Origin of the sequence: Pseudomonas sp. BGI-2 (genome assembly GCF_004310295.1) — a bacterium.
Taxonomy (GTDB): domain Bacteria; phylum Pseudomonadota; class Gammaproteobacteria; order Pseudomonadales; family Pseudomonadaceae; genus Aquipseudomonas.
Genome location: NZ_SISB01000012.1, coordinates 44,300 through 65,233, shown reverse-complemented (window position 1 = coordinate 65,233; position 20,934 = coordinate 44,300). Strand labels below are relative to the sequence as shown.

At 53.4% G+C, this 20,934-nt stretch carries 25 protein-coding genes and 1 pseudogene; 7 read left to right on the top strand and 19 right to left on the bottom strand.

Annotated elements, in window-relative coordinates; all coding sequences use genetic code 11:
- Positions 1-243: 243 nt before the first annotated feature.
- From EYC95_RS10645 to EYC95_RS10610, 8 genes are all read right to left on the bottom strand, one after another.
- Positions 244-1,113 carry a sterol desaturase family protein gene (locus EYC95_RS10645; RefSeq protein ID WP_131060310.1) on the bottom strand — a complete coding sequence of 290 codons (870 nt, stop codon included), beginning with the start codon at positions 1,111-1,113 and terminating at the stop codon, positions 244-246.
- 68 nt (positions 1,114-1,181) lie between these two features.
- The gene (locus EYC95_RS10640) at positions 1,182-1,928 is read right to left on the bottom strand and encodes a helix-turn-helix transcriptional regulator (RefSeq protein WP_256656939.1); all 747 of its coding nucleotides are present in this window, start codon (positions 1,926-1,928) and stop codon (positions 1,182-1,184) included.
- Positions 1,929-2,145: 217 nt separating this feature from the next.
- Positions 2,146-2,613, bottom strand: a complete 468-nt coding sequence (locus EYC95_RS10635) for a DUF411 domain-containing protein (protein ID WP_131060309.1) — start codon at positions 2,611-2,613, stop codon at positions 2,146-2,148.
- Positions 2,603-3,418, bottom strand: coding sequence for a cytochrome c (locus tag EYC95_RS10630; RefSeq protein WP_131060308.1), 816 nt, complete (start codon positions 3,416-3,418; stop codon positions 2,603-2,605). The genes EYC95_RS10635 and EYC95_RS10630 overlap by 11 nt, the downstream gene beginning before the upstream one ends.
- A gap of 9 nt (positions 3,419-3,427) precedes the next feature.
- Complete coding sequence (locus tag EYC95_RS10625) at positions 3,428-4,528, bottom strand: copper resistance protein B (protein WP_178083830.1); 1,101 nt, start codon at positions 4,526-4,528, stop codon at positions 3,428-3,430.
- Positions 4,500-4,757: a hypothetical protein gene (locus EYC95_RS10620; RefSeq protein WP_131060307.1), complete on the bottom strand. Its 258-nt coding sequence runs from the start codon at positions 4,755-4,757 to the stop codon at positions 4,500-4,502. The genes EYC95_RS10625 and EYC95_RS10620 overlap by 29 nt, the downstream gene beginning before the upstream one ends.
- A 12-nt stretch (positions 4,758-4,769) precedes the next feature.
- A complete protein-coding gene (locus tag EYC95_RS10615) occupies positions 4,770-6,665 on the bottom strand; it encodes a copper resistance system multicopper oxidase (protein WP_131060306.1) in 1,896 nt (631 codons plus the stop codon).
- Between the two features lie 220 nt (positions 6,666-6,885).
- The gene (locus EYC95_RS10610; protein ID WP_131060305.1) at positions 6,886-7,092 is read right to left on the bottom strand and encodes a co-regulatory protein PtrA N-terminal domain-containing protein; all 207 of its coding nucleotides are present in this window, start codon (positions 7,090-7,092) and stop codon (positions 6,886-6,888) included.
- 428 nt (positions 7,093-7,520) lie between these two features.
- Here EYC95_RS10610 and flgB point away from each other — a divergent pair, with 428 nt between their 5' ends.
- Together flgB and EYC95_RS10600 are read left to right on the top strand one after the other, a co-directional pair.
- The gene (flgB, locus tag EYC95_RS10605) at positions 7,521-7,934 is read left to right on the top strand and encodes a flagellar basal body rod protein FlgB (RefSeq protein ID WP_131060304.1); all 414 of its coding nucleotides are present in this window, start codon (positions 7,521-7,523) and stop codon (positions 7,932-7,934) included.
- Between the two features lie 72 nt (positions 7,935-8,006).
- Positions 8,007-8,267 (top strand): annotated as a pseudogene (locus EYC95_RS10600) (transposase); the annotation flags it as partial.
- 55 nt (positions 8,268-8,322) lie between these two features.
- On the opposite strand, the gene EYC95_RS10595 reads toward EYC95_RS10600, so the two are convergent.
- The 6 genes from EYC95_RS10595 to EYC95_RS10570 form a co-directional block, all read right to left on the bottom strand.
- Entirely contained in the window at positions 8,323-8,523 is a 201-nt protein-coding gene (locus tag EYC95_RS10595; protein WP_131060302.1) for a heavy-metal-associated domain-containing protein, read from the bottom strand.
- 111 nt (positions 8,524-8,634) lie between these two features.
- A complete protein-coding gene (locus EYC95_RS10590; RefSeq protein ID WP_131060301.1) occupies positions 8,635-10,995 on the bottom strand; it encodes a heavy metal translocating P-type ATPase in 2,361 nt (786 codons plus the stop codon).
- A gap of 2 nt (positions 10,996-10,997) precedes the next feature.
- Entirely contained in the window at positions 10,998-11,249 is a 252-nt protein-coding gene (locus tag EYC95_RS10585; protein WP_131060300.1) for a DUF2933 domain-containing protein, read from the bottom strand.
- Between the two features lie 97 nt (positions 11,250-11,346).
- On the bottom strand, positions 11,347-11,883 hold the full coding sequence (locus EYC95_RS10580) for a plastocyanin/azurin family copper-binding protein (protein ID WP_131060299.1): 537 nt from the start codon (positions 11,881-11,883) through the stop codon (positions 11,347-11,349).
- A gap of 149 nt (positions 11,884-12,032) precedes the next feature.
- A complete protein-coding gene (locus tag EYC95_RS10575) occupies positions 12,033-12,593 on the bottom strand; it encodes a plastocyanin/azurin family copper-binding protein (RefSeq protein ID WP_131060298.1) in 561 nt (186 codons plus the stop codon).
- Between the two features lie 161 nt (positions 12,594-12,754).
- Entirely contained in the window at positions 12,755-13,114 is a 360-nt protein-coding gene (locus tag EYC95_RS10570; protein WP_131060297.1) for a co-regulatory protein PtrA N-terminal domain-containing protein, read from the bottom strand.
- A 203-nt stretch (positions 13,115-13,317) separates the two neighbouring features.
- On the opposite strand from EYC95_RS10570, the gene EYC95_RS10565 reads away from it, so the two are divergent.
- From EYC95_RS10565 to copD, 4 genes are all read left to right on the top strand, one after another.
- The gene (locus EYC95_RS10565; protein ID WP_131060296.1) at positions 13,318-14,001 is read left to right on the top strand and encodes a heavy metal response regulator transcription factor; all 684 of its coding nucleotides are present in this window, start codon (positions 13,318-13,320) and stop codon (positions 13,999-14,001) included.
- A complete protein-coding gene (locus EYC95_RS10560; RefSeq protein WP_131060295.1) occupies positions 13,998-15,386 on the top strand; it encodes a heavy metal sensor histidine kinase in 1,389 nt (462 codons plus the stop codon). The genes EYC95_RS10565 and EYC95_RS10560 overlap by 4 nt, the downstream gene beginning before the upstream one ends.
- Positions 15,387-15,718: 332 nt before the next feature.
- Entirely contained in the window at positions 15,719-16,102 is a 384-nt protein-coding gene (gene copC, locus EYC95_RS10555) for a copper homeostasis periplasmic binding protein CopC (RefSeq protein ID WP_131060294.1), read from the top strand.
- Positions 16,103-16,105: 3 nt separating this feature from the next.
- A complete protein-coding gene (gene copD / locus EYC95_RS10550; RefSeq protein WP_131060293.1) occupies positions 16,106-17,050 on the top strand; it encodes a copper homeostasis membrane protein CopD in 945 nt (314 codons plus the stop codon).
- 110 nt (positions 17,051-17,160) lie between these two features.
- Here the strand turns inward: copD and EYC95_RS30580 are convergent, their stop codons facing one another.
- The 4 genes from EYC95_RS30580 to EYC95_RS10535 form a co-directional block, all read right to left on the bottom strand.
- Positions 17,161-17,283 (bottom strand): hypothetical protein, encoded by a 123-nt coding sequence (locus EYC95_RS30580; protein WP_256656938.1) that lies wholly within the window; start codon positions 17,281-17,283, stop codon positions 17,161-17,163.
- 181 nt (positions 17,284-17,464) lie between these two features.
- On the bottom strand, positions 17,465-17,737 hold the full coding sequence (locus tag EYC95_RS30865) for a BPSL0761 family protein (protein WP_305955862.1): 273 nt from the start codon (positions 17,735-17,737) through the stop codon (positions 17,465-17,467).
- A 144-nt stretch (positions 17,738-17,881) separates the two neighbouring features.
- Entirely contained in the window at positions 17,882-19,282 is a 1,401-nt protein-coding gene (locus EYC95_RS10540) for a DEAD/DEAH box helicase (RefSeq protein WP_131060292.1), read from the bottom strand.
- Positions 19,279-19,869, bottom strand: a complete 591-nt coding sequence (locus EYC95_RS10535; protein ID WP_131060291.1) for a hypothetical protein — start codon at positions 19,867-19,869, stop codon at positions 19,279-19,281. Before EYC95_RS10535 ends, EYC95_RS10540 begins: the two co-directional genes overlap by 4 nt.
- A 102-nt stretch (positions 19,870-19,971) precedes the next feature.
- Here EYC95_RS10535 and EYC95_RS10530 point away from each other — a divergent pair, with 102 nt between their 5' ends.
- Entirely contained in the window at positions 19,972-20,202 is a 231-nt protein-coding gene (locus EYC95_RS10530; RefSeq protein WP_131060290.1) for a helix-turn-helix domain-containing protein, read from the top strand.
- 321 nt (positions 20,203-20,523) lie between these two features.
- Here the strand turns inward: EYC95_RS10530 and EYC95_RS10525 are convergent, their stop codons facing one another.
- Positions 20,524-20,934, bottom strand: a complete 411-nt coding sequence (locus EYC95_RS10525) for a hypothetical protein (RefSeq protein ID WP_131060289.1) — start codon at positions 20,932-20,934, stop codon at positions 20,524-20,526.

The window sequence follows — 20,934 nt, the reverse complement described above, 5'->3', positions numbered from 1 at the left end:
GGGAGTCTAGTCGCTGGTGACGGGCTATACCATTACGAATCTGTCAGGAAGAGCCTGCCAGACAGCATTTGCAGATCAACATGAAGCCCCTCTCTCAGAAACAAGGATTCGCTAAACAACGACGCCCAATTCCCTGAGCATGGAAGTAGTTACAGCTCACAGCATGCCGCTCGAATCACATTTGATCGGTTTTGCCTTTAGTGTGGCCTCGGTAGCTGCCGTAGCTACAAGCGAGGGAGCCCACTAGCCTTTGTTTATACGGCCATGCTCAAAGGGTTCGATGAGCTGTCCAAGGTAGTTTTTGGGGTAATCCTTTTCATGCAATCCGACCTCAGCTTGGCCCAGTTTCCCCACACTGTCGTAGAACGTGCCAAACAGTCGGTCCCACACCATCAGAAACTCACCAAAGTTGACCTGGCTGTCCTCAAAGTCGCGCTTGTGATGCCAGCGATGAATTTCGGCAACCCCAATGATGTGGCGCAACCATCCCAGCCGGTAGTCCAGGTTCGAATGCTGAAAGGCCAAGTGCACTGTTAGAATTCCAAACCAGATGGCCACAACTGCGGAGGGTGCGCCTGATGCGAACAGAATCACCAGCCCCGGACTCGCCATAAGCACCGCGTGCAACGGATGTCGTCGCTCCCCGTTCATCCAATACAACCGCTCGGCGCTGTGATGAGGCATGTGAAAACGCCACAGCCAATGCACTCGGTGACTGGTCCGGTGCATGGCATACAGGCTCAGATCGAGCACGGCGATGACCAGTAGCAACTGCAGCCACAGCGGGCTCTCGATCGGAAAGAGACGAACCGAAGCTGGCACCGCATCACCAAGCTTGACCAGGATCCCAGCTGTGAATTGAATGACGGAAAGGTTCACCAGCATGTGCAGCAGGTCTGTTGCGGTGTCTTGATGATCCTCAAGCCAGGCTTCGCGGAAAGGTTGAATACGCTCCAAACCAGCAATGATCAAAAGTCCCACTGCAGCAACTAGGGGAATCGTGGGCCAGTACGGTACGCCGGTATACAGCGCCCAGATCATGAAGGCGGCAGAGCCGCCAAACACGAGTGGATAGCTCACCCACCGTAAGGCGAATCGGAGAAAGGAAGGCATTGCTCAGCTCCTGGATATGGAACCATCACAATATGTGAAGAGGTGAGCTTTCAACTTGAACGAAAGAGCTAAATCTCCTGGAGATGAACTTCAGCCAAGGCGGATGACGGATCGATACCCAATAGCGCCCGGAATGTTCGGGAGAAATGAGCAGAGTCTGAAAAGCCCGCCTCATGAGCCGCGTCAGTCAGCCGTACACCTTTGGCCAAATGCTGCAAGGCTTGCGTGAGACGTAACCATCTCGCGTAACTGCGAAGCGGCAGCCCCGTCTGCTCCACGAACCAATGAGAAAACCGCGTGGGGGATAGATGCACCACCGCGGCCAATTCTCTGCGTCCCGTTTTGCCTCTGCGCAGCGCCTCAATTACCTTGATCAAGCGAGGATCTGGGGGCGAGAGATCGGGGAGTCGCAGTGCCTGGCGCACCCCAGTCCTAACCTGGAGATCAGTGTGTCCTGTCGCATGCAGCGCGTCGATAATCGGCGTTACGTCCGCCGGAGTGATCCCAATCACCCTCGCCTCTTCGGCACCCTGCAAAGCACGGGCTTCCTCGGACAGCGCATCCACGTAGATCGACAGAACGTGATCGGCGCTCTGCCGGTGTTTCAAGCCGGCCGGAATGAAGATGGCGCCCCCGGTTTGAATACCCATCGGAGTTTGAACCGATACAGTTGAGTCGAGGCCAACTGAGATCTGATGCGCTTGATGGAGGTGCCATTCCTGGTGACCGGCGTGGCCATGAAAGACACCGATACCGGGACCTACCCAAGCATGACCTGCCCAGCGCACGGTCTCTGTTGTAACCCAGCTCTTCATTATCTAGCTCGGCCCACTTCCGCTTTTGTCCGTGCCGACCGCACACGTATAGTCATTCGGCATCTGACTGCGGCATCGTATTGATGCTGGGCCATGATGGGCCATTCGCGCGCCGACTCCCAATTTCTTTGTGGTGCATTTCGCACCTGGATATTTGAGGGTTTTGCCGATGCCGGATCGACCGGTTTACCATCGTTCGGGTTATGAACGTTTGTGATTAGTTTGCCGGGTACTCAGCGATCACTTGGTCGGTACCTGCTTTGCTCAGACCGATGACCTGATACGCATCCTGCTTCCCACCGACCTCCATACCAGGCGAGCCTGCCGGCATGCCGGGTACAGCAACTCCGAGAAGGTCATCGCGTTTGCTCAAAGCAACTATTTGCTCAGTAGGTACGTGGCCTTCAACAAACTTTCCGTTGAACACCGCGGTGTGGCATGACGAGAGACGCGGAACAACACCCAGGTCCTGCTTGACCGCGCTCATGTTGGTTTCTACATGATCAACGACGGTGAAGCCGTTGGCTTCAAGGTGCTGCATCCACTTCTTGCAGCATCCACAGTTAGCGTCACGATGGACGTCGATCGTCAGCGATTCTGCTGCATGACCAACTGAACTGATCAACAGAGCCGCGAATGCAGCAAGGCGAAGTATCCGTCCGGGCCGATAAATGTTATTTCGCATGGGTATGCTCCTTCCCATCTGCATGGGGATGAGTTTTTAGTTGAGCGGCAGGAGTTGCAGAAGCGTCAAGTGAAGCCTCGGCACCCTGAGGATGGGCGTGTTCGGGACTTTCATCCTGAGTAGGTGCTGCGGCAGCCTCATGAGCATGGGCGCTGTTTTTCTCGCCATGATGGTCGTCTGCTTTGGCTACCTCTTCGGCTGCACCCGCATCATGATGTCCAGCAGCAGCCCCTTTTTGGGCATCATGCTGGCCTTCATGGTCATGCATTTTGCTCTCGCCGCCACCGTGTTGATGGCCACCGCTGCTGGCTACTAGGGCGTTGAATTGCTCCGCGTTCAATGCAGGCAGCTGCTGGAGAAAAGCGACCATCCCCCAGATGTAGGGATCGGCCATGCTTTTACCCCAGGCGGGCATGCCTGTGGATTTGATTCCATGCTTGATGATCCAGAACGCTGCGGCAGGGTTTCCATCAACGCCCAGTTTTGAAAGATTTGGAGGTGCAGGGTAAAGGCTATTACTTAACTCGGTTCCTGCGAGACCCGGAGCAAGGTGGCAGCCAATGCACATTGAGTTGTAGTTGCCAGCACCTGCCCGAACGAGAGTTCCGTCGGTCAAGTCGGGAACTTTGATGTCGCGTGAACGCACTGCTATCGAGCGATCCCGAGCAGTGGACAGCAGTGAGTAAACGAGTTCGGAATGTGGATCATCCGCCCCAACATTAATCACACCAAAATACACCACGCCGGCACCTACTATTGCGGCGACCACACCAGCAGCAGTTAATGTTTTCAATGTTCTTTTCATGTCAGGCTCTCAAAACCACATCCGAATACCGGCGACAAATCGCGCCTCGTTCGCATCCTCTCCTTCATCGCTAGCGAGGTCGGCGGTCTTGCCATAAGAGCGACTCCAGGTAACCCCGATGTAGGGGGCAAACTCACGGACAATCTCGTAGCGCAACCGCAAACCCACTTCGGTATTGGCCAAACCAGAACCAATGCCGCGTTGAGGATCGTTTTTTCCGTAAAAGTTCATTTCGGCTGTGGGCTGCAGGATCAGGCGATTGGTCAGCAGAATGTCGTAGTCGCCCTCTAACCGAGCCGCGGTCTGGCCGTTCTCACCAATGAAAGCGGTGGCTTCAGCTTCGAAGTTGTAGAGGGCCAGACCCTGGATACCGAAGGCGCCCCAGGTCTGTGGCGAGCCTGGTTTAAAATCCTGACGCACGCCGGTCACCACATCCCACCACGGACTGATCGAGTGCCCCCAAAGCGCTTGGAGTTCGGCGTCTTCAGTCACACCATTGGTACGCTCCCCCTCCGACCGCAGCCATAAACGATCAATGTCGCCACCAATCCAGCCTTTTGCATCCCAACTCAGGGCACTGCCGTTATCAGCGTCCTGATACTCGAACTGATCAAGCAGAAAGAATGTGTTGAGGCTTTTGTCATGAACACCGTGGCCTGCCACTGGCGGAAAAGCAGCTTTACGATCAGCATCTGTCAATACGGGAATGGGAGTTCGACTCGTGCTGGTCGCCCCGGCATCCATCTTCATTTTGCTGTGATCCATGCCTTCCATCTGGCCTTTGTCCATTTGCCCATGATTCATTTTGCTATGGTCCATCGGCTTTTCTTGGCTTTGGTCCATGTTCATTTTGCTGTGGTCCATAGACTCCATCGAACCATGATCCATCTTGGAATGATCCATCTGGTTGTCTTTGGCTGGGATCGACTTTGGAGGCACCGTCGGTTTCGACTCCGTTCCCGAGGACATGGTCATCGACGGATCCATCTCTTCAGCGGCGCTGGCCCAGCCAACAAAAGCGGTGCTGACTGAAACCGTCAGCGCCATCAGGGTCGGACGTAAAAGCTTATTGGTCATGATCTCAATCCGCTTTTTTGGTTTTTTGGTCATGATCCATCGACTCTTCACTCATCTTGCTGTGATCCATAGAATCGTGATCGGTTTTGGATTCATTGGCCTTGGACTTTTGCGTTGGCTCTGGCTGGTCCGTTGATGATGCAGGAGCGGGATGGGAATGCTCACCACTGCTTTCTCCTGCCAGTGCAAAGGGCACTCCACCCAACAGGCCAATGGCAAGGGCGCAACCGATCAGCGACTTACGATTCAGATATGTACTCATAACCCGTCTCCTTTACTCATCAACCCGTACTTCACGGAACATGCCCATTTCCATGTGAAATAGCAGGTGGCAGTGATAGGCCCAGCGCCCCAGCGCATCAGCTGTTACTCGATAGCTGCGCTTAGTGCCAGGTGGCATGTCGATCGTGTGTTTGCGCACCATGAAATTGCCGTCCTCATCCTCAAGGTCACTCCACATGCCGTGGAGGTGGATGGGGTGGGTCATCATGGTGTCGTTCACCAAGGTGATACGGAGCCGCTCGCCATACTTGAGGCGCAATGGTTCCGCGTCAGAGAATTTTATGCCGTTAAATGACCAAGCGAACTTTTCCATATGACCGGTCAGATGCAGCTCAATGGTGCGATTGGGCTCGCGGCCATCCGGGTCCTGGAAAGTGCTCTTAAGGTCTGAGTAAGTAAGCACGCGACGGCCGTTGTTGCGCAAGCCAATACCTGGGTCGTTCAGCTTCGGCGCTGTGCTCATGGCTTGCATATCAACCAACGGGTTGTTGGTTTCGGAAGCCGGGTGAGATTGCATGGCTCCTGTGCCCATGCCTGCCATCTTGCTGTGATCCATGCCGGCGGACATATCACCCTGATCCATGCCGGTCATCTTGCTGTGATCCATACCAGTCATGCCGGACATATCGCCCTGATCCATGCCAGTCATCTTGCTGTGATCCATGCCAGACATATCGCCCGGTTTTATGGTGCTGTGATCCATGCCGGCCATGTCGCCCGGTTTCATGGTGCTGTGGTCCATGCCGGCCATGTCGCCGTGATCCATTCCGCCCATCCCCATATCATCCATGGTGACGAGGGGACGCGGGTCGATCGCCGGGACCGGCGCCTTCAACCCTTCACGCACGGCCAGGGTTCCGCGGGCATATCCGGTTCGATCCATGGACTGAGCGAAAATGGTGTAAGCCTCTGCGCTGACAGGCTCCACGATCACGTCATAGGTTTCTGCCACAGCGATGCGGAATTCGTCGACGCTGACCGGGTTCACGTACTGGCCATCGGCGGCCACCACGGTCATTTTCAAGCCTGGGATACGAACATCGAAATAACTCATGCCCGAACCGTTGATGAAGCGCAGGCGCAGCTTTTCACCCGGTTTGAAAATTCCGGTCCAGTTACCGTCAGGGGCTTGGCCATTCATGAGATAGGTGTAGGTATACCCACTGACGTCGGCGAGATCGGTGGGGTTCATTTTCATCTCGGCCCACATCTTCCGATCCGCCACCGTCGCGGCCCAGCCTTTCTCGCTGACATCGTCGATGAAGTTGCCAACGGTACGTTTGTGGAAATTGTAGTAGTCCGACTGTTTCTTGAGCTTGGCCATGACCCGACCAGGATCTTCATCGGTCCAGTCGGTCAGCATCACCACGTAATCGCGGTTGTATTGGAAAGGTTCAGGTTCTTTCGAATCGATCACGATGGGCCCGTAGACACCTGCCTGTTCCTGCAAACCTGAGTGGCTGTGGTACCAGTAAGTACCATTCTGATGGACTTTGAATTTGTACTCATACATGCCATCCGGCGCGATACCGTGAAAGCTCAAGCCTGGTACACCGTCCATATTGGCCGGGAGGAGGATCCCGTGCCAATGGATAGAGGTGTCCTGATCCAGGCGGTTTTTCACTCGCAGAGTGACCGTTTCCCCTTCACGCCAGCGCAGCAGCGGTCCCGGCAAAGAGCCATTGATGGTCATCGCCGTGCGCGCCGAGCCGGTGATGTTCACTGGGGTTTCACCAATGAACAGATCAAATTCGTTACCGGTCAGTACGTTTGGAAAACCGGGACTGGTCACCGCCCATACCGGAGTGCGCCATAGGCCAAGACCGCCAAGGATGCCACCAGCGGCCAGGCCTTTAACGAATGTCCGTCTAGAGGTTTTGGAATGCATGCCGTTTATGTCCACTCAGTCAAAAGGGAAGCCGTGCGAAACACTTTTTGCGTTTTGCTTACCGGTTGGGGCAATTTCTCTGGAGTTCGTCTTGAATCCCTATGAGTCTTGCCCGCCGCCGCAAATGACAAAATTTATACGGCAGGCGAGCTCAGAAGTTGCCACATTTTGACTATCAAGGGGATTACATTTCTGTCAGCTTGGGAACCCGCCAAATGGATCAGCAGTTGGCATGGTCGACGGCTTTGGCTTTGCTCTCGGCTACCGGGGGTTGAGTGCCTTGCTTTTGGGCAATTTGGTACGACTCCATCGAGTCCTTCCTGGCCGCTTCCATACGTGCAAATGTCCGGTCACCGCCGCCTTCGGCAATCGCCAGAGAAGAAACGGTCAAAGCTGCAATAACCAATAGGGTTTTCATGGATTTCATTTGGGTAGCCTCGGATAAGTATTTGGTTGCCCCGTAGAATCCCCATCAAGAGATGATTCTCGGGACTGAGCTCAAGGCTCGATGTCACCTTAAGACTTATCCCCTGTCAGAAACCTTAGGTGAATATTACAGTTGTGTCAGGTTGCGATTTCCCTCTTGAACATCATGCGGCTTAATCCGTATGGTCTCGTCCATCCAAAGCTGCAATTAACCGCTTAAAAACCAATATATGACAAACTTGTAAGCCTCCAGTCATTTTCAGCGAATACGACGGATGTCGGCGGAATTTAACGTTCTTAAAGTGCTCGACAGCTTTTTAATAACTGCTGAGAATCTGAAACTCACCAATGTGGACCCATTATTTTAACCTGAGTGCTCGCTATGCGGATTGTGTTGGAACTGGAAGTTACCCACAAAGGTGATTTGGCATGAGTATTAATTTTGATAAGGCCGTTGGCTCTGCAGAAAGAGCTTTAATCTATCGTAGTCAAAGAGCTGAGGTGCTGAGCAACAATATCGTCAACGCCGACACACCGAATTTTAAGGCTCGCGATCTGGACTTTCCTACCTTGCTTGCAGAACAGTCAAAGCGAGTTGCGAGCACTCAGTTTTCTTTACAAACAACAAGCCGAAATCATATTCATGGAAGTGGCTCAGAAGGCGACTCTGATGGGCGTGCTTTACTTTACAGAACTCAAAATCAACCGTCCCTTGACCAAAATACCGTGGATCAGCAGATCGAAATCGCGAAGTATACGGAGAATGAAATTCATTTCGAGGCGGCTTTTACTCGATTAAATGGCTCATTTAAAGGATTAATTAAGGCAATACGTGGAGAGTGACCCCCCGTGTCAGAGTAGTTGTCGTGTCTCCGGATTTTTTAAACGCATTCCGGGGGCGGCAAGAGTATGGTCATGCCTTTCTATTCACCCGAACGAAAAGCGGCACTGCTTAAAATGTTGCTCCCTCCACTCAGTCTCTCTATGGCAGAAGTCGCGCGCCGAAAGGGTTGCAGTGATATGTCCCTGTTTTATTGGCGTAAACAAGTTGCTGCCAGAGGAACCCAATTGTCCGAAACCAAGCAATCGGCAGAGAACTGGTCAGCCGAATCGAAGCGGACAGTGGTCATTGAGTCTTCAGCACTGTCGGAGCTGGAGCTCGGTGAGTATCTGAAATGAGCCCAGGAGAGTCTGTGCATGAGGGCGTTAACGCTGGAGCAGATCAGCGCACTCAGGCGCTGACCTTGGAAGGAAACCCCAACGCTTCAACAGCAGCGCGGACTCGCTCCGGGCTTTCGATGCTTTCCACGTTGACCTTACCGGCAGCACGATCCACCGAAACAGTTGCCTCGTTATCCAACGATTGAATGGCTTTGGTGATTTTGCTAACGCAGCTGCCGCAACCAATGCCGGACACATCTAAGACGAACATAGTTATTCCTCTCGTATTGAGCGGCTACTTTAGCCGCAACCACAGCATCAACGTTGACACGATAGGAAGGTCAAGTAGTGTCTGCGCCCCGGTTTGAATGGTTCCCAGGCTTCAATCTATACGGATGTTTCTCAGCCTCAATGCATTGAAAACAACAGATGCAGAGCTGACGCTCATCGCGATGGCCGCGACCATCGGTGATAACAGATGCCCGGTCAGTGGATACAACAGACCCGCAGCGAGTGGTATACCCATCGAGTTGTAGAGAAAAGCGAAGCCCAGGTTCTGCCTCATGTTTTTTACGGTCGCGACAGAAAGGGCTCGCGCACGAAGAATTCCCATCAAGTCGCCTTTAACCAAGGTCAGTTGCGCGCTGTTCATCGCGACGTCTGTCCCGGTCCCCATGGCGATGCCCACATCTGCTCGGGCCAAGGCAGGCGCATCATTGATACCGTCGCCAGCCATGGCAACCCGCCGACCGTATTGCTGAAGGTCCGCGACCAAGCGCTCCTTGTCCTGAGGCTTCACTTCACCGTGGACTTCTTCAATACCCATCTCCTTGGCGACAGCTCGTGCCGTGGTGAGGCCATCACCAGTGGCCATGATGATTTTTACATTGTCAGCCTTGAGCTTGGTGACAGCCTCTTTGGAGGTTGGTTTGATCGGATCTGACACTGCGAGCAATCCAGCCAGTACTCCGTCGACCGCAACATAGATGATGCTGATACCTTCAAGTCGTAACAGCTCTGCACGGTATTGGAGGGGCCGGATACTCACGCCTGCTTCTTCCATCAAGGCGGTATTGCCCAGTTGAATTTTCTTGCCGCTAACCATACCGCTGACACCAATCCCGGATCCGGACTCGAACGATTCGGGTTTGCTCAATACAAGGTTTTCAGCTCGGGCGTGATCAACGATTGCGTGAGCCAGAGGATGCTCACTGCCTTGATCGAGACTGGCAGCGAGTTGAAGAACATCATTGGGGTCGAAGTTCTGTGCAGCCTCCACGCTGTGAAACACTGGACGTCCCTCTGTCAGGGTGCCGGTCTTATCGACAATCAGTGTGTCGATCTTGCAAAGGTTCTCGATGGCACTGGCATCTCTGAACAGCACGCCCATGCTGGCTGCTTTACCGGTGGACACCATAATCGACATAGGCGTCGCGAGCCCCAGAGCACAGGGGCAGGCAATGATCAGCACGGCGACCGCATTGATCAGGCCGAAAACCCAACTGGGTTCAGGACCAAAGAGCCCCCAGCCCAAGAGCGTCAGCACCGCAATAGCGATGACGCCCATCACAAAGTAGCCGGCAATGGCATCAGCCATGCGTTGCATGGGGGCTTTAGAACGTTGGGCACGGGCCACCATCTGTACGATTTGCGACAGCATGGTCTCGGCCCCAACCTTCTGTGCCTCCATCACCAGACTGCCATGGGTATTGAGCGTGGCTCCGATCAGACTATCTCCAGCTATCTTCATCACCGGCACGGGTTCTCCGGTCAGCATCGACTCGTCGACGGCGCTTTCGCCTTCCAGTACTGAGCCATCAACAGGCACCTTTTCACCTGGCCTTACCCGGAGGTGATCACCCTTGTGGACATGCGTCAGAGGGATGTCTTCTTCTGTGCCATCGGCATTGATCCTGCGTGCGGTTTTCGGAGACAGACCCAGAAGAGATTTAATGGCGGCGGAGGTTTGCGAGCGGGCTTTGAGCTCGAGAATCTGCCCAAGCAGGGTGAGTGAGACGATGACCGCGGCAGCTTCGAAGTAGACGCCGATGCGGCCATCTTGCATGAAGCTGGTGGGAAAGCTCTGGGGAAAAAACGTCGCCACGACGCTGTAAAGATAGGCCGCTGCTGTACCCAGTCCTATCAAGGTCCACATATTTGGACTGCGATGACGAATGGACGCTACGGCCCTCACAAAAAAGGGCCAGCCGGCCCATAGGGTCACCGGGGTTGCAAGGACCAGCTCCACCCAGTTCTGTGTGGTTCCGTAGAGGAGGTGTAATGAATGTCCCGCCATGGCGAGCACGGTCACGATCACGGTTAACGGTAACGACCACCAAAAGCGACGGGTGAAGTCCTTGAGCTCGGGGTTTTCCTCCTCTTCCAACCCTGGCATGACAGGTTCCAATGCCATTCCGCATTTAGGACAGGTGCCGGGGTCAGGCTGTCGTATCTCTGGGTGCATAGGGCAAGTGAATTCAGTACCCAGCTGTGGCTCAGCCGCGGGTTCAGTGCGACTAGAGTGATTGGTACCCGACGGATTCGCAGCATAACGTTGGGGTTCTGCTCGAAACTTCTCTTGGCACTTCAGGCTGCAAAACTGATATGCCCGCCCCTCGTATAGCTCACTGAACGTGCTCGGCGGGGTAACTGCCATGCCGCACACTGGATCGTGTAGACCACCATCGTGGGATTTCACCGGATGGACGTGATCATGGTCGCGGTGACTCGTGGCGTTAGACATGACTAGTTTCCTTTATCGTCCTTGTTGGATTCGGAGCTCACGTGTCGACCATGACCGCCGTGACCGCGCCCGAAAAAATGCATCAACGGGCAGATCAACAGGATCAGATAGGGCAGATAAGGTGAAACATGGCTGAAGTGTTCCCGGACGACGTAGAAAACACCGATCGCAACTAGCATGATCAGTACGACACCCGTTTTGCTTCTCCAGAAAGAAGAAGGCGAATTTTCAACCGAATGCGGATGATTAGTCATGATGTGGTCCCCAGTGTCCTGGCAAGAGCTGCGGTGACGTCTGCGACTGAGAGTAGTCAACGCTCGCTCTGAGGCTGTGATATCGATCAAACCGCGCTTACTTCACTTCAAACTGACCCACCATCCCCGACTGATAGTGGCCCGGAACGTTGCAGGCAAACTCCAGGCCTGTGCTCTTGGAAAAGGTCCAGACAAGCTCTTTGGTTGTCCCTGGTTCGATCAGAACGCTGTTGGGATCGTTGTGCGCCATCCCGTCCATCTTCATACCGACCATGTTGTGGTCCATATCGCTCATGGCTTGCCCTTTTCCAGTAGGACTAAGCGAGCCGTTCTGGAACATGGCCGCCATCTCTTTTTGATGCGCGGCATGGGCAGCGGCTTTGCCGATGTTGAATTCGTGTAGCAACGTGCCCTCGTTTTTGAGCACGAAGCGAATTGTTTCGTCCGGTTTGACATCAATGCTCTTTGGCTCGAAGAAGCTATCGCCCATCTTCACTTCGATGATGCGATCTACCTTTTGAGAATCGCCTGGCTGACCAATGTCTACATTACCGTGGCTCAGGTTGGCCATCGCTGCAGACGCTGAAAACATAAGGCTGGCAACGAAAAGCAGGAATGCGGACTTAGCTTTCATGGTGAACCTCGCAGGACTGAGTGGTTTAAAACGCCTTGATGCTAGCCAGGCTGAGCTGCCAGCTCACTTACGCAAAAATTACATATCGGTGAAGTTAGCTGAGATCAGGTGCTGCCCGGCACACAGCGCCGGGGCACCTGGTCGTCGATTCAACGCATTACGAACTCACCCACCATCCCTGCCTGATAATGTCCTGGCAGGGTGCAGGCAAAGTTCAGGTTGGACACATCGGCGAATGTCCAGACGAATTCCTTCGTCGTCCCAGGCTCTACGAGGATGGCGTTAGGATCGTCATGTTTTGCCTCAATGACCTCCGGATATCCCGGAGGATCGGAATCGCTAGGGGCAGTGAAGTGCTCCCGCCAGACGATCGACTTCGCCTTGCCTGTCGGCGTCAGCGTGCCGTCTTTGAATAGCGCCGCCATCTCGCGTTGATGTTCCAGCTGCGATGCGGATTTGCCGATGTTGAACTCGTGCATCAGCGCCCCGTCGTTCTTCAACACGAAGCGGACGGTCTCGCCAGGCTTCACATCGATCGACTTCTGGCCGTAGCTGATGTCATCCATCTTGACGAAAACGGTACGCGTAGCAGGGGTTGCTTGGGCCTGTCGGCCAATGCTGGTTTCACTGCCAGGCGTTTGCGCAAAGACTTGAGTTGCAGCTACGAAGAGAAGTCCGGCGATCAACAGTTGGAGACGTGAACGTTTCATGATGAAACCTCACTGAGGTGGTTGGAAATCTCATGCTATTCCCCGGCTCCTGCCGGGGGGCTCACCCCAAAACTACAAATTAGTCAGCTTGAAAAAACGCGGCGCCGTTGTGGCGCCGCTAGGCCAAAGGAGCAATCACGGAAGGCCTTGAAGGGGATTTCTTATGGATGGCACTCTTTGTCAGCCATCATTAGCTTGTGCTCCCGCATCATCTGCCCGAGGGCGTCATCCACCAATTTGTCGTGCCGCTCCATCCAAGCAAGATGCTCTTGCGCAGATGTACCGGGAGCTGGGTGTCCTTTGTGAAGCTCGCTCATCATCTCATCGAGCATCTTCATGTGCTCCTTCATGTGTACATGGCGCTGGCCAGGGGGTGCCTTCTCCGCCTGGATCAATACGGCTTCGGCCTTATCCCGCAGTTGTTCAATGCGCTGGATGGTGCGATCACCCCCCGATTCTGCCCAGACAGCTGAGGACAGCAGGAACGAACCAACGAGAAGCAGATGTTTAAGCAATTTCATAAGGTAGTCTCCTCACAAGAAGCTGTGGCCGGCACCTCTGGTTGTTGATTCGAGGGCCGAGAGCACAACCTAGTGCTCATGCTTGCACACTAGACAAAGCTCCCTGACAGAGGCCTGAAGCTAGGATTACATTTTCGTAAGCTTATGGTTGGGGGGCTATTTGGCTGCACACTCAGGCCACACAACATTTGGAAACTGCCCTCATGAAACTTCTGGTCGCTGAAGACGAGCCAAAAATAGGCACTTACCTGCAGCAAGGCCTCACTGAGGCTGGGTTCAACGTCGACCGAGTCATGACGGGAACAGATGCACTTCAGCATGCACTGAGCGAAGCGTATGACCTGTTGATTCTGGACGTGATGATGCCGGGCCTGGATGGCTGGGACGTACTGCGGATGGTGCGAGCAGCGGGGAAAGATGTCCCGGTGCTGTTTCTGACGGCACGTGATGGCGTCGAAGATCGCGTCAAAGGATTGGAGTTGGGTGCAGACGACTATTTGGTCAAGCCATTCGCCTTTTCCGAATTGCTAGCCCGGGTCAGGACGCTGCTCCGCCGGGGCAATAGCTTGCCCACGCAGACCATTATGAAAATAGCAGATCTTGAAGTCGATCTGCTGAAACGTCGTGCTGTACGCAGTGGAAAGCGGATTGACCTGACGGCAAAAGAATTCTCGTTGCTCGAACTGCTGCTGCGCCGGCGCGGCGAAGTGCTACCGAAATCTTTGATCGCTTCCCAGGTTTGGGACATGAATTTCGATAGTGATACCAATGTGATCGAAGTTGCTATCCGACGTTTGCGAGCGAAAATTGACGATGATTTTGAACTGAAATTGATCCAGACCGCCCGAGGTATGGGCTATATGCTTGATGCCCCGGAGTCGGAATGAACAGTCTATCCCTGACTACACGCATGAGCCTGATGTTCATGCTTGCGGTAACGGCTGTGCTCACCGTCGCCGGACTCAGCATTAACCACCTCAGCCAGCGTCATTTCAAAATGCTGGATCAGCAGACCCTGAACGAAAAGCTCTATTCGACTCAAAGAATCCTGGGGGAGCTGAGCAGTGTCGATCAATTCAACGAGCTAAAACCTCAGTTGAAAGCGCTGCTGGGGGCTCACCGTGATTTGACTGCCCTGATCTTGGACAGTAATGGAAAGGTGCTTTTCGCTGATCCGGGGCCAGTAAATGTCCCTGAGCAGTTCCGCCTGACGACAAACAACAGTGTGTGGGAATGGCAAGACCAAGAGCAGATGTTCCGAGGCATGACAGCACAAGCGACAATGGTCGGTCAGGAAAAGCCGCTGACCGTAATCTTGATCTTCGATGTTACTCATCACATGGCCTTCTTCAAAACCCTTCAGCAATGGTTCTGGATAGGGTTGGTCATCAGCGCACTCGTCAGCGCGGCATTAGGCTGGATGGTTGCACGCAGCGGCATGCGTCCTATTCGTCAGGTGACCATGGTCGCGGCGTCGATGTCAGCCAAATCCCTCAAAGACCGCATCCCTCTAGCGCCGGTCCCCAAAGAACTGCAACAGATGGTGTCGTCGTTCAATGCGATGTTGTCCCGGCTGGATGATGCTTTTGTGCGATTATCCAATTTTTCAGCGGATATCGCTCACGAACTGCGCACCCCGCTAAGCAACCTGATGACCCATACCGAAGTGGTGCTCTCTAGAAAAAGGGATACTGAGGACTACGAAAATAATCTGTATTCGAATCTGGATGACTTGAAGCGTATGTCGAAGATGATTGATGACATGCTTTTCCTGGCGAAGTCCGACAACGGGCTAATCAAGCCTGAGAACAAGCAGATTGACCTATTGGAGGTTGTGGAGAAGCTGCTCGAGTATTACCGCCTACTGGCGGATGAGAGCGGTATCGAACTGACCGTTTCGGGAGCAGGACGTGTCCGGGGGGACGTGTTGATGTTGCACAGAGCAATCTCGAACTTGCTGTCGAACGCGCTGCGGTACACCCCGGAGGGCCAAACCATCAGGGTCGATATCCAACAGAAAGGTACCTCGACATTGGTGGTCGTGGAAAATCCAGGAGAGACCATTGCACCCGAGCACCTTGAAAAGCTCTTCGATCGCTTCTACCGCGCAGATCCGGCACGGCGCGAAGGAAGCCCCAGCAACGCTGGACTGGGGCTCTCAATTACGCGGTCGATCATAGAAGCCCATGAAGGCAAGATCTGGTGTGACTCATCCAATGGAAAAACAGCCTTCCATATGGAACTTCCCAGTGTCGGATTGAAACGTGCCTGATCCTTGTTCAGGCACCGCATCGAAGTAAAGGTAGCGACTGCGTCCTAGACGAAGTGACTTCCCTACGAACCTCAGAGGTTCAGTTAGGCCACATGCCCCCCAATTCTGGACCAGAGAGCACGCGCAAAGCTTACTGAAATGTAATCCAACAGTCGGCAGTCATGTGGCATCGTGTCCTAGCTCTTTAACGCGGTTCCCCTGATCTGTTACCTAGCTTCAGTCCGCGGCACACGCTGGGTATTCGCCTGTGGTCTTAACCGGAATTGAGAAATAAAAACTAGATCTACTCCATCAAACCTCGAACCAACAGCTTTAGCTGTGAGGAGTCTTGCATGTCATTCTTTAAAACTACTATCGTAGCTGTTGCACTTACCGCCGGCTTGCTCGTGAGCGCCATCGCCCAGGCGCATCCAAAGCTAGTGTCTTCTACCCCTGCAGAAGGCTCGACGTCCGCTGCGCCGTCTAAAATCGAGCTGCACTTCTCGGAGAACCTTACGACTCAGTTCTCAGGGGCAAAACTGATCATGACCGACATGCCTGGCATGCCGAACTCTCCAATGGGCGTTAAGGCTGGTGTCGCAGGAGGCGCCGATCCAAAAATGATGGTTATCACGCCTGCCGCTCCGTTAACCACCGGTACTTATAAGGTCGAATGGCGGGCGGTCTCTTCCGATACTCATCCCATCACAGGTAACTTCTCTTTTAAAGTGAAATGATCCATGAGCGACTCAATAAACATCGCCCTTCGCTTCGTTCTTTATTTAGACCTGATGCTGCTATTTGGATTAGCAATTTTTGGCTTGTATAGCCTTAGGGGAAAAGAACGGGTATCCGGCACGGTCTTAAATTTTGAGTCGCTCCTTTTTAGTACAGTCGTTGTTGGTGTACTTCTGTCTCTTGCCGCGATGTTGCTGCTTGCGAAAGCAATGAGCGGCGTTTCAGAGTTTATGGAGCTTCGCCAGCACATCTTCGAAATGGTACTTACTGGTACCGACGTCGGACTCACCTGGATGGTCCGAATAGCAGCCCTTATTCTAGCAGGCATAGCTGTCACACTAAACAAACGCTTCCCGACCCTCAGCCTCTGGGCGGTTACCTTCTTCGGTGCTACAGCTCTCGCAACCTTGGCGTGGACAGGGCATGGAGCGATGGATGAAGGCAATCGTCGTTATATGCATTTCGCTAGTGATATTTTTCACCTTTTGGCCGCCGGCGCCTGGATGGGAGCTCTGGCCGCATTCGCTTTACTGCTGCGCACTAAGATTTTAAATGGCGAGCAAGAGGTGCGAATTCTCTCCCGAGCTCTTACCGGGTTTGAATCAGCTGGTGCATTTATCGTAGTGAGTCTAAGCATTACCGGTATAGTAAATTATCTATTCATTGTAGGTCCAACATTAGTTGGGATAACGTTTAGCACTTATGGCGTGCTGCTTTGTTTAAAAATTTTACTATTTGCAGCGATGATTGTATTAGCTACGCTGAACCGTTTTCACTTGAGTCCACTTTTAGAAAGATCGATTCAGAGCGGCGAATACACCGGCGTCGTTAATGTTTTGCGGCGCAGTATGACCATAGAGTTCTCGGTAGCAATAATCATAGTGTGTCTAGTCGCTTGGCTAGGAACTTTGAGCCCGGAGATGGATATGAGCTCGGTCAAAAGTTAATAAACCACATTATGGTGCGGAAAAAAATATACTGACACCAATGGCTCAGCAAATTCAGGGGGAAAAGTGCTTAACCGAGCAAGCCAACTGAATGAATATCTTGACACCTACTAGGTAATTTGTTGGCGTCCGGCCAACACACCTTCCTGACCCCGGGGGCCGACGCCAAAGGCGATGGTGTCCACCTGATGGGTTTTGAAGGATTTCGGGTAGGACTTACGTAGTTGGCGCATGGCGATCCTGACGTTAAGGGTAATTGCGTCCGCTTAAAAATACGCGGACACAATCGCCCTTATCGGCCTGGCTCGGAAGATGTGTTCGCCGGCCCCTTACACAGCTGTGGCGATAGCAGCCACGCAACAACAAGGTTGCCGACGGGGTAAAATCACTGCACGGCTGTGCGGCCCCCACTTCTTATAGCGTGAAGTCCAATGACGAACTGAACAGCCGCTGATGGAAAGCAGTTACCCGCCGTCTGAGTTCATCCTCTGACCCGGAGCTCATCAAACACTCTTCAAGACGCCCCACCGAAAATATCTGGCCGGCAGACGGATAGTGCCTGAGCAGGCTTTTCGCATGGCTCCGGACTTCCTGTGGCAATTCAGCGCTGCGAGCGAGTTCTCGCAGGAACTCTTCGGTTTTGATGACACTGCGGGTTCTTTCGTGAGGAAGGGTCAATTCTGTCATCTCCTGATTCAGCAAGTCATGTCTACCGATACATGAGTTTTGGTTTCCATGCTCATCTCCCGATTAGTTTGCTAGTCGATGAAGCAGTCGATCCTGCCCAATTATGAAAGCAGGTGTGAAAAACTGGGTGAGGTTTCCCAGGCATCAAAAGCAAGCCAGCAAAAGCTGTCTATAGTGCTGGGAAAAACTCACCTGATAACTTGGCTCGGCTTCCAAGCCTCCCAGAGAGATAACGTTCGCGGCGCCTAACCCAATACCGTGGCATGGCCCACTTCCAATACTGTTATCCAGGCCATCAATATCCCCGATGGTTTCAATCAGAGCCGTCTTTGAGATTGGAGTGGGGCTTGGCATCTGTATCTCTTTCAGCACCGCTAAGTCATCCGGCAAATCATCAGCGATTCGCCCCGCTAGGCGCTGCAGCGTTGGCTCGGCAAGCATGAACAGCCATGCTTGGTCATCGGGTTCGCCGATGCGCCGCAGTATGCGCCCCAGCACTTGCCGATAATGCAACTCGGTGCGGATGCGGCTGAGGTAGCAGCAGACCTGTAGGCGGGGGATGTCGGTACCTTCGCTGATCATTCCCACGGCGACGATCCAGCGACAGTTACTCTCCCTGAACGCATTAATCACTTGCTGCACATCCGGGATTTTGTTGGTCACAATGCGGCAACCTTCACCCCTGGCGACCAAGGCTAGGGCAATTTGTTGGGCGTGCTCAATGTCGGTGGCAACTACTAAGCCAGCCGCATTAGGCTTGACGAACCGAAGCTCGTCCAACTTGCTGCAACCAAGACCGAGCAGTTGATCGATTACCTCGTCGTGGCGTAGCAATTCTTCATAGGTAACTGGCGATTCCCCCAGTAGTTTAGCGATGCTTGGAAACATCCTGACATTGCTCTCCGTGCCGTGATCCTCGGTGAGTTTCACCTTCTGATTATCGAGCAGGACGATACGGGGGGAACGGCACACTCCATCAGCGATAGCCTCTCTTAGTCCGTAGCGGTAGTCGCAGATTAAGTGCCCCTCGGGTGACGAGTACCGAGCTAGTGCAATAGCCTTGTCGTCCGAACGCCATGGGGTGCCGGAGAGAGCCAAGGTGAAGGCGGCGCGGTCTTGAATCCGGTGCAGTATCTGCTGGCCCCAAGCGTTGCTCAGAATAGGATCGTGGCCGGCGCAGTGGTGAATTTCATCGAAGACCACGAGTACGCGGTAGTCATCAAGTAACTGCCAGAACCCCTCATCTCGGTATTCCATGGCTTGGTAGGTGAATGCCGCTCCCATTGCGCCGATTTGCCCGTCCAAACGCCGGCCAAGCACAGTAGCAAAGGTCGTACGAAAGCCCTCGACAACTTGGCAGGATGGTGCAAAACACAGCACCAGATCGATCCTGTCCTGGCTGAGCAGTCTGCTTGCCAGCTCTGCCGCCATGCGCGTTTTGCCGGCACCCGGTGTTGCCTGGCAGAAGAAGTGTGGTGTGGAGGTAAAGTGCTTCAACGCCGTGTTGATGCAGTTGCTTTGCCAGTCTCGCAGCGATGTGGTCATCGTGCGGTGGCAAGCGTCTTGAGTGTCTTTTCAATCGCACGGAGATGACCCAACAGGCGAGAACTGCGGTCTCTAGCGTCCAGATACTCGCCTTCGACTTTGTCCCGGAGATGCGGCATATCGTCCAGAAGCAGCTTGTATCGCTCTGCCTCACCCATCGCGGAGAGAAAGTCCAATCGGATCTCTTTATGAAGCGCTTCCAAGTGTTTATCTACATCGGGCGAAGGTTTGAGCGTTACAGCCGCACTTTCAGATGGTGACCGCAGCCGCTCTGGTTGCAAGGCAGTCTTGAGGCTGTTCTCAAACCCGTTGTCGATCAACTCTGGCTGCAGATGTGCTGGCATCGGACGCAGGTGGTAGACCTGCCCCCGCGCACGACGCTCTTCGTCGTATACGAGCCAGCCTATACGAATCATCCGGCGTATGTGCTCATACACGTAGCGGCGTACATCGCCGATGCGAAAAGTGATGCCATCCAGGCGCTTGGCGTACGCATCTCGGAGTTCACGGATAGTAAACCTTGTGCGCCCGTCTTCCTGAAGGATCTCATACAGCCGCCTGTCGAAGATGAACGTGGCCGATTTCATTGAGGCACCAGAAGAGTAATAGCGAAAAATGCGGATTATAGTCCGTGGCTCGTGCATCCGCAAACACACGATAGTGCCGCCTCGAGGAGAATTGAGGCGGTCATGGATAAGTTGGCGAAAGCGTTAGGGGAACGCATCCGGGCACAGAGGAAGGCCTGTCGAATTTCCCAGGATGCACTGGCGCTGGCCTGCAACATCGACCGCAGCTATGTGGGGAGGATTGAGCGTGGTGAAGTTAACATCACCGTTGAAAAGCTATATCGCATCGCAGAAGAGCTCGAATGCGATCCGTCCTGTCTTCTGCCACGGGTGTCAGACTGGCAACTCGGTTGATCAATACTGGTGTTTCAGTAGTCTGGGGGACCGCTGCTATTACCTTGCATCAGGCTCCGCCATCCCAACGTGGTGGTAGTGAGCCGCTTCGTGCCTGCTATAGGTGCACAATTCTTAAGCGCCTCCGGTGAACAGCAGCGAGCCAATGGGAACAATGCCGATACGCGCGAACTTTCAATGGGTGAAGCGTCTTGCTAACTTAATGCTGGAGGAATAGAGCATTCGAACAAACGCCTAAGTCGGGAGCCTAAGCGGTCGTTACACCTGAATCTTCTTCCATTCCTCGCCAAACACGAGATACTAAGAATCAAGTCAAAACTGCTAACCCTTTTGGATCTCCTCGGGCCTTTTCTTAATTAATGCGCGAAGATCAAAATTAGGAATCGCATTAGCATTTGAAAAGATTCTTTCGATCATGCGAAGTTGTTCTGAGTTATTCCTTCTTAGCACCACAATCTCAGCTTTCAAACTCTCTATTTGCGCAACGAGCTTTACTTCAGATGCCGTTATCTTTGTGTACAGGGAGGAAGTAGCTCCCCGCAGTTGCGCCTTTTTGTTTTTATAGCATAAATTAATACCAACGTACGTGCAGAGAGTTTGTCTAGTAGCTTGAATTCTTAGTTCTAGCTCAACCCTCGCTACCAAAGTAGCCCACGTAAGCTTGCCCTTCCACTGGGTTAACATTATCTCAATCTTGCGCTGTTGCTGAATAGAAATCTTGGGCGATGCCAT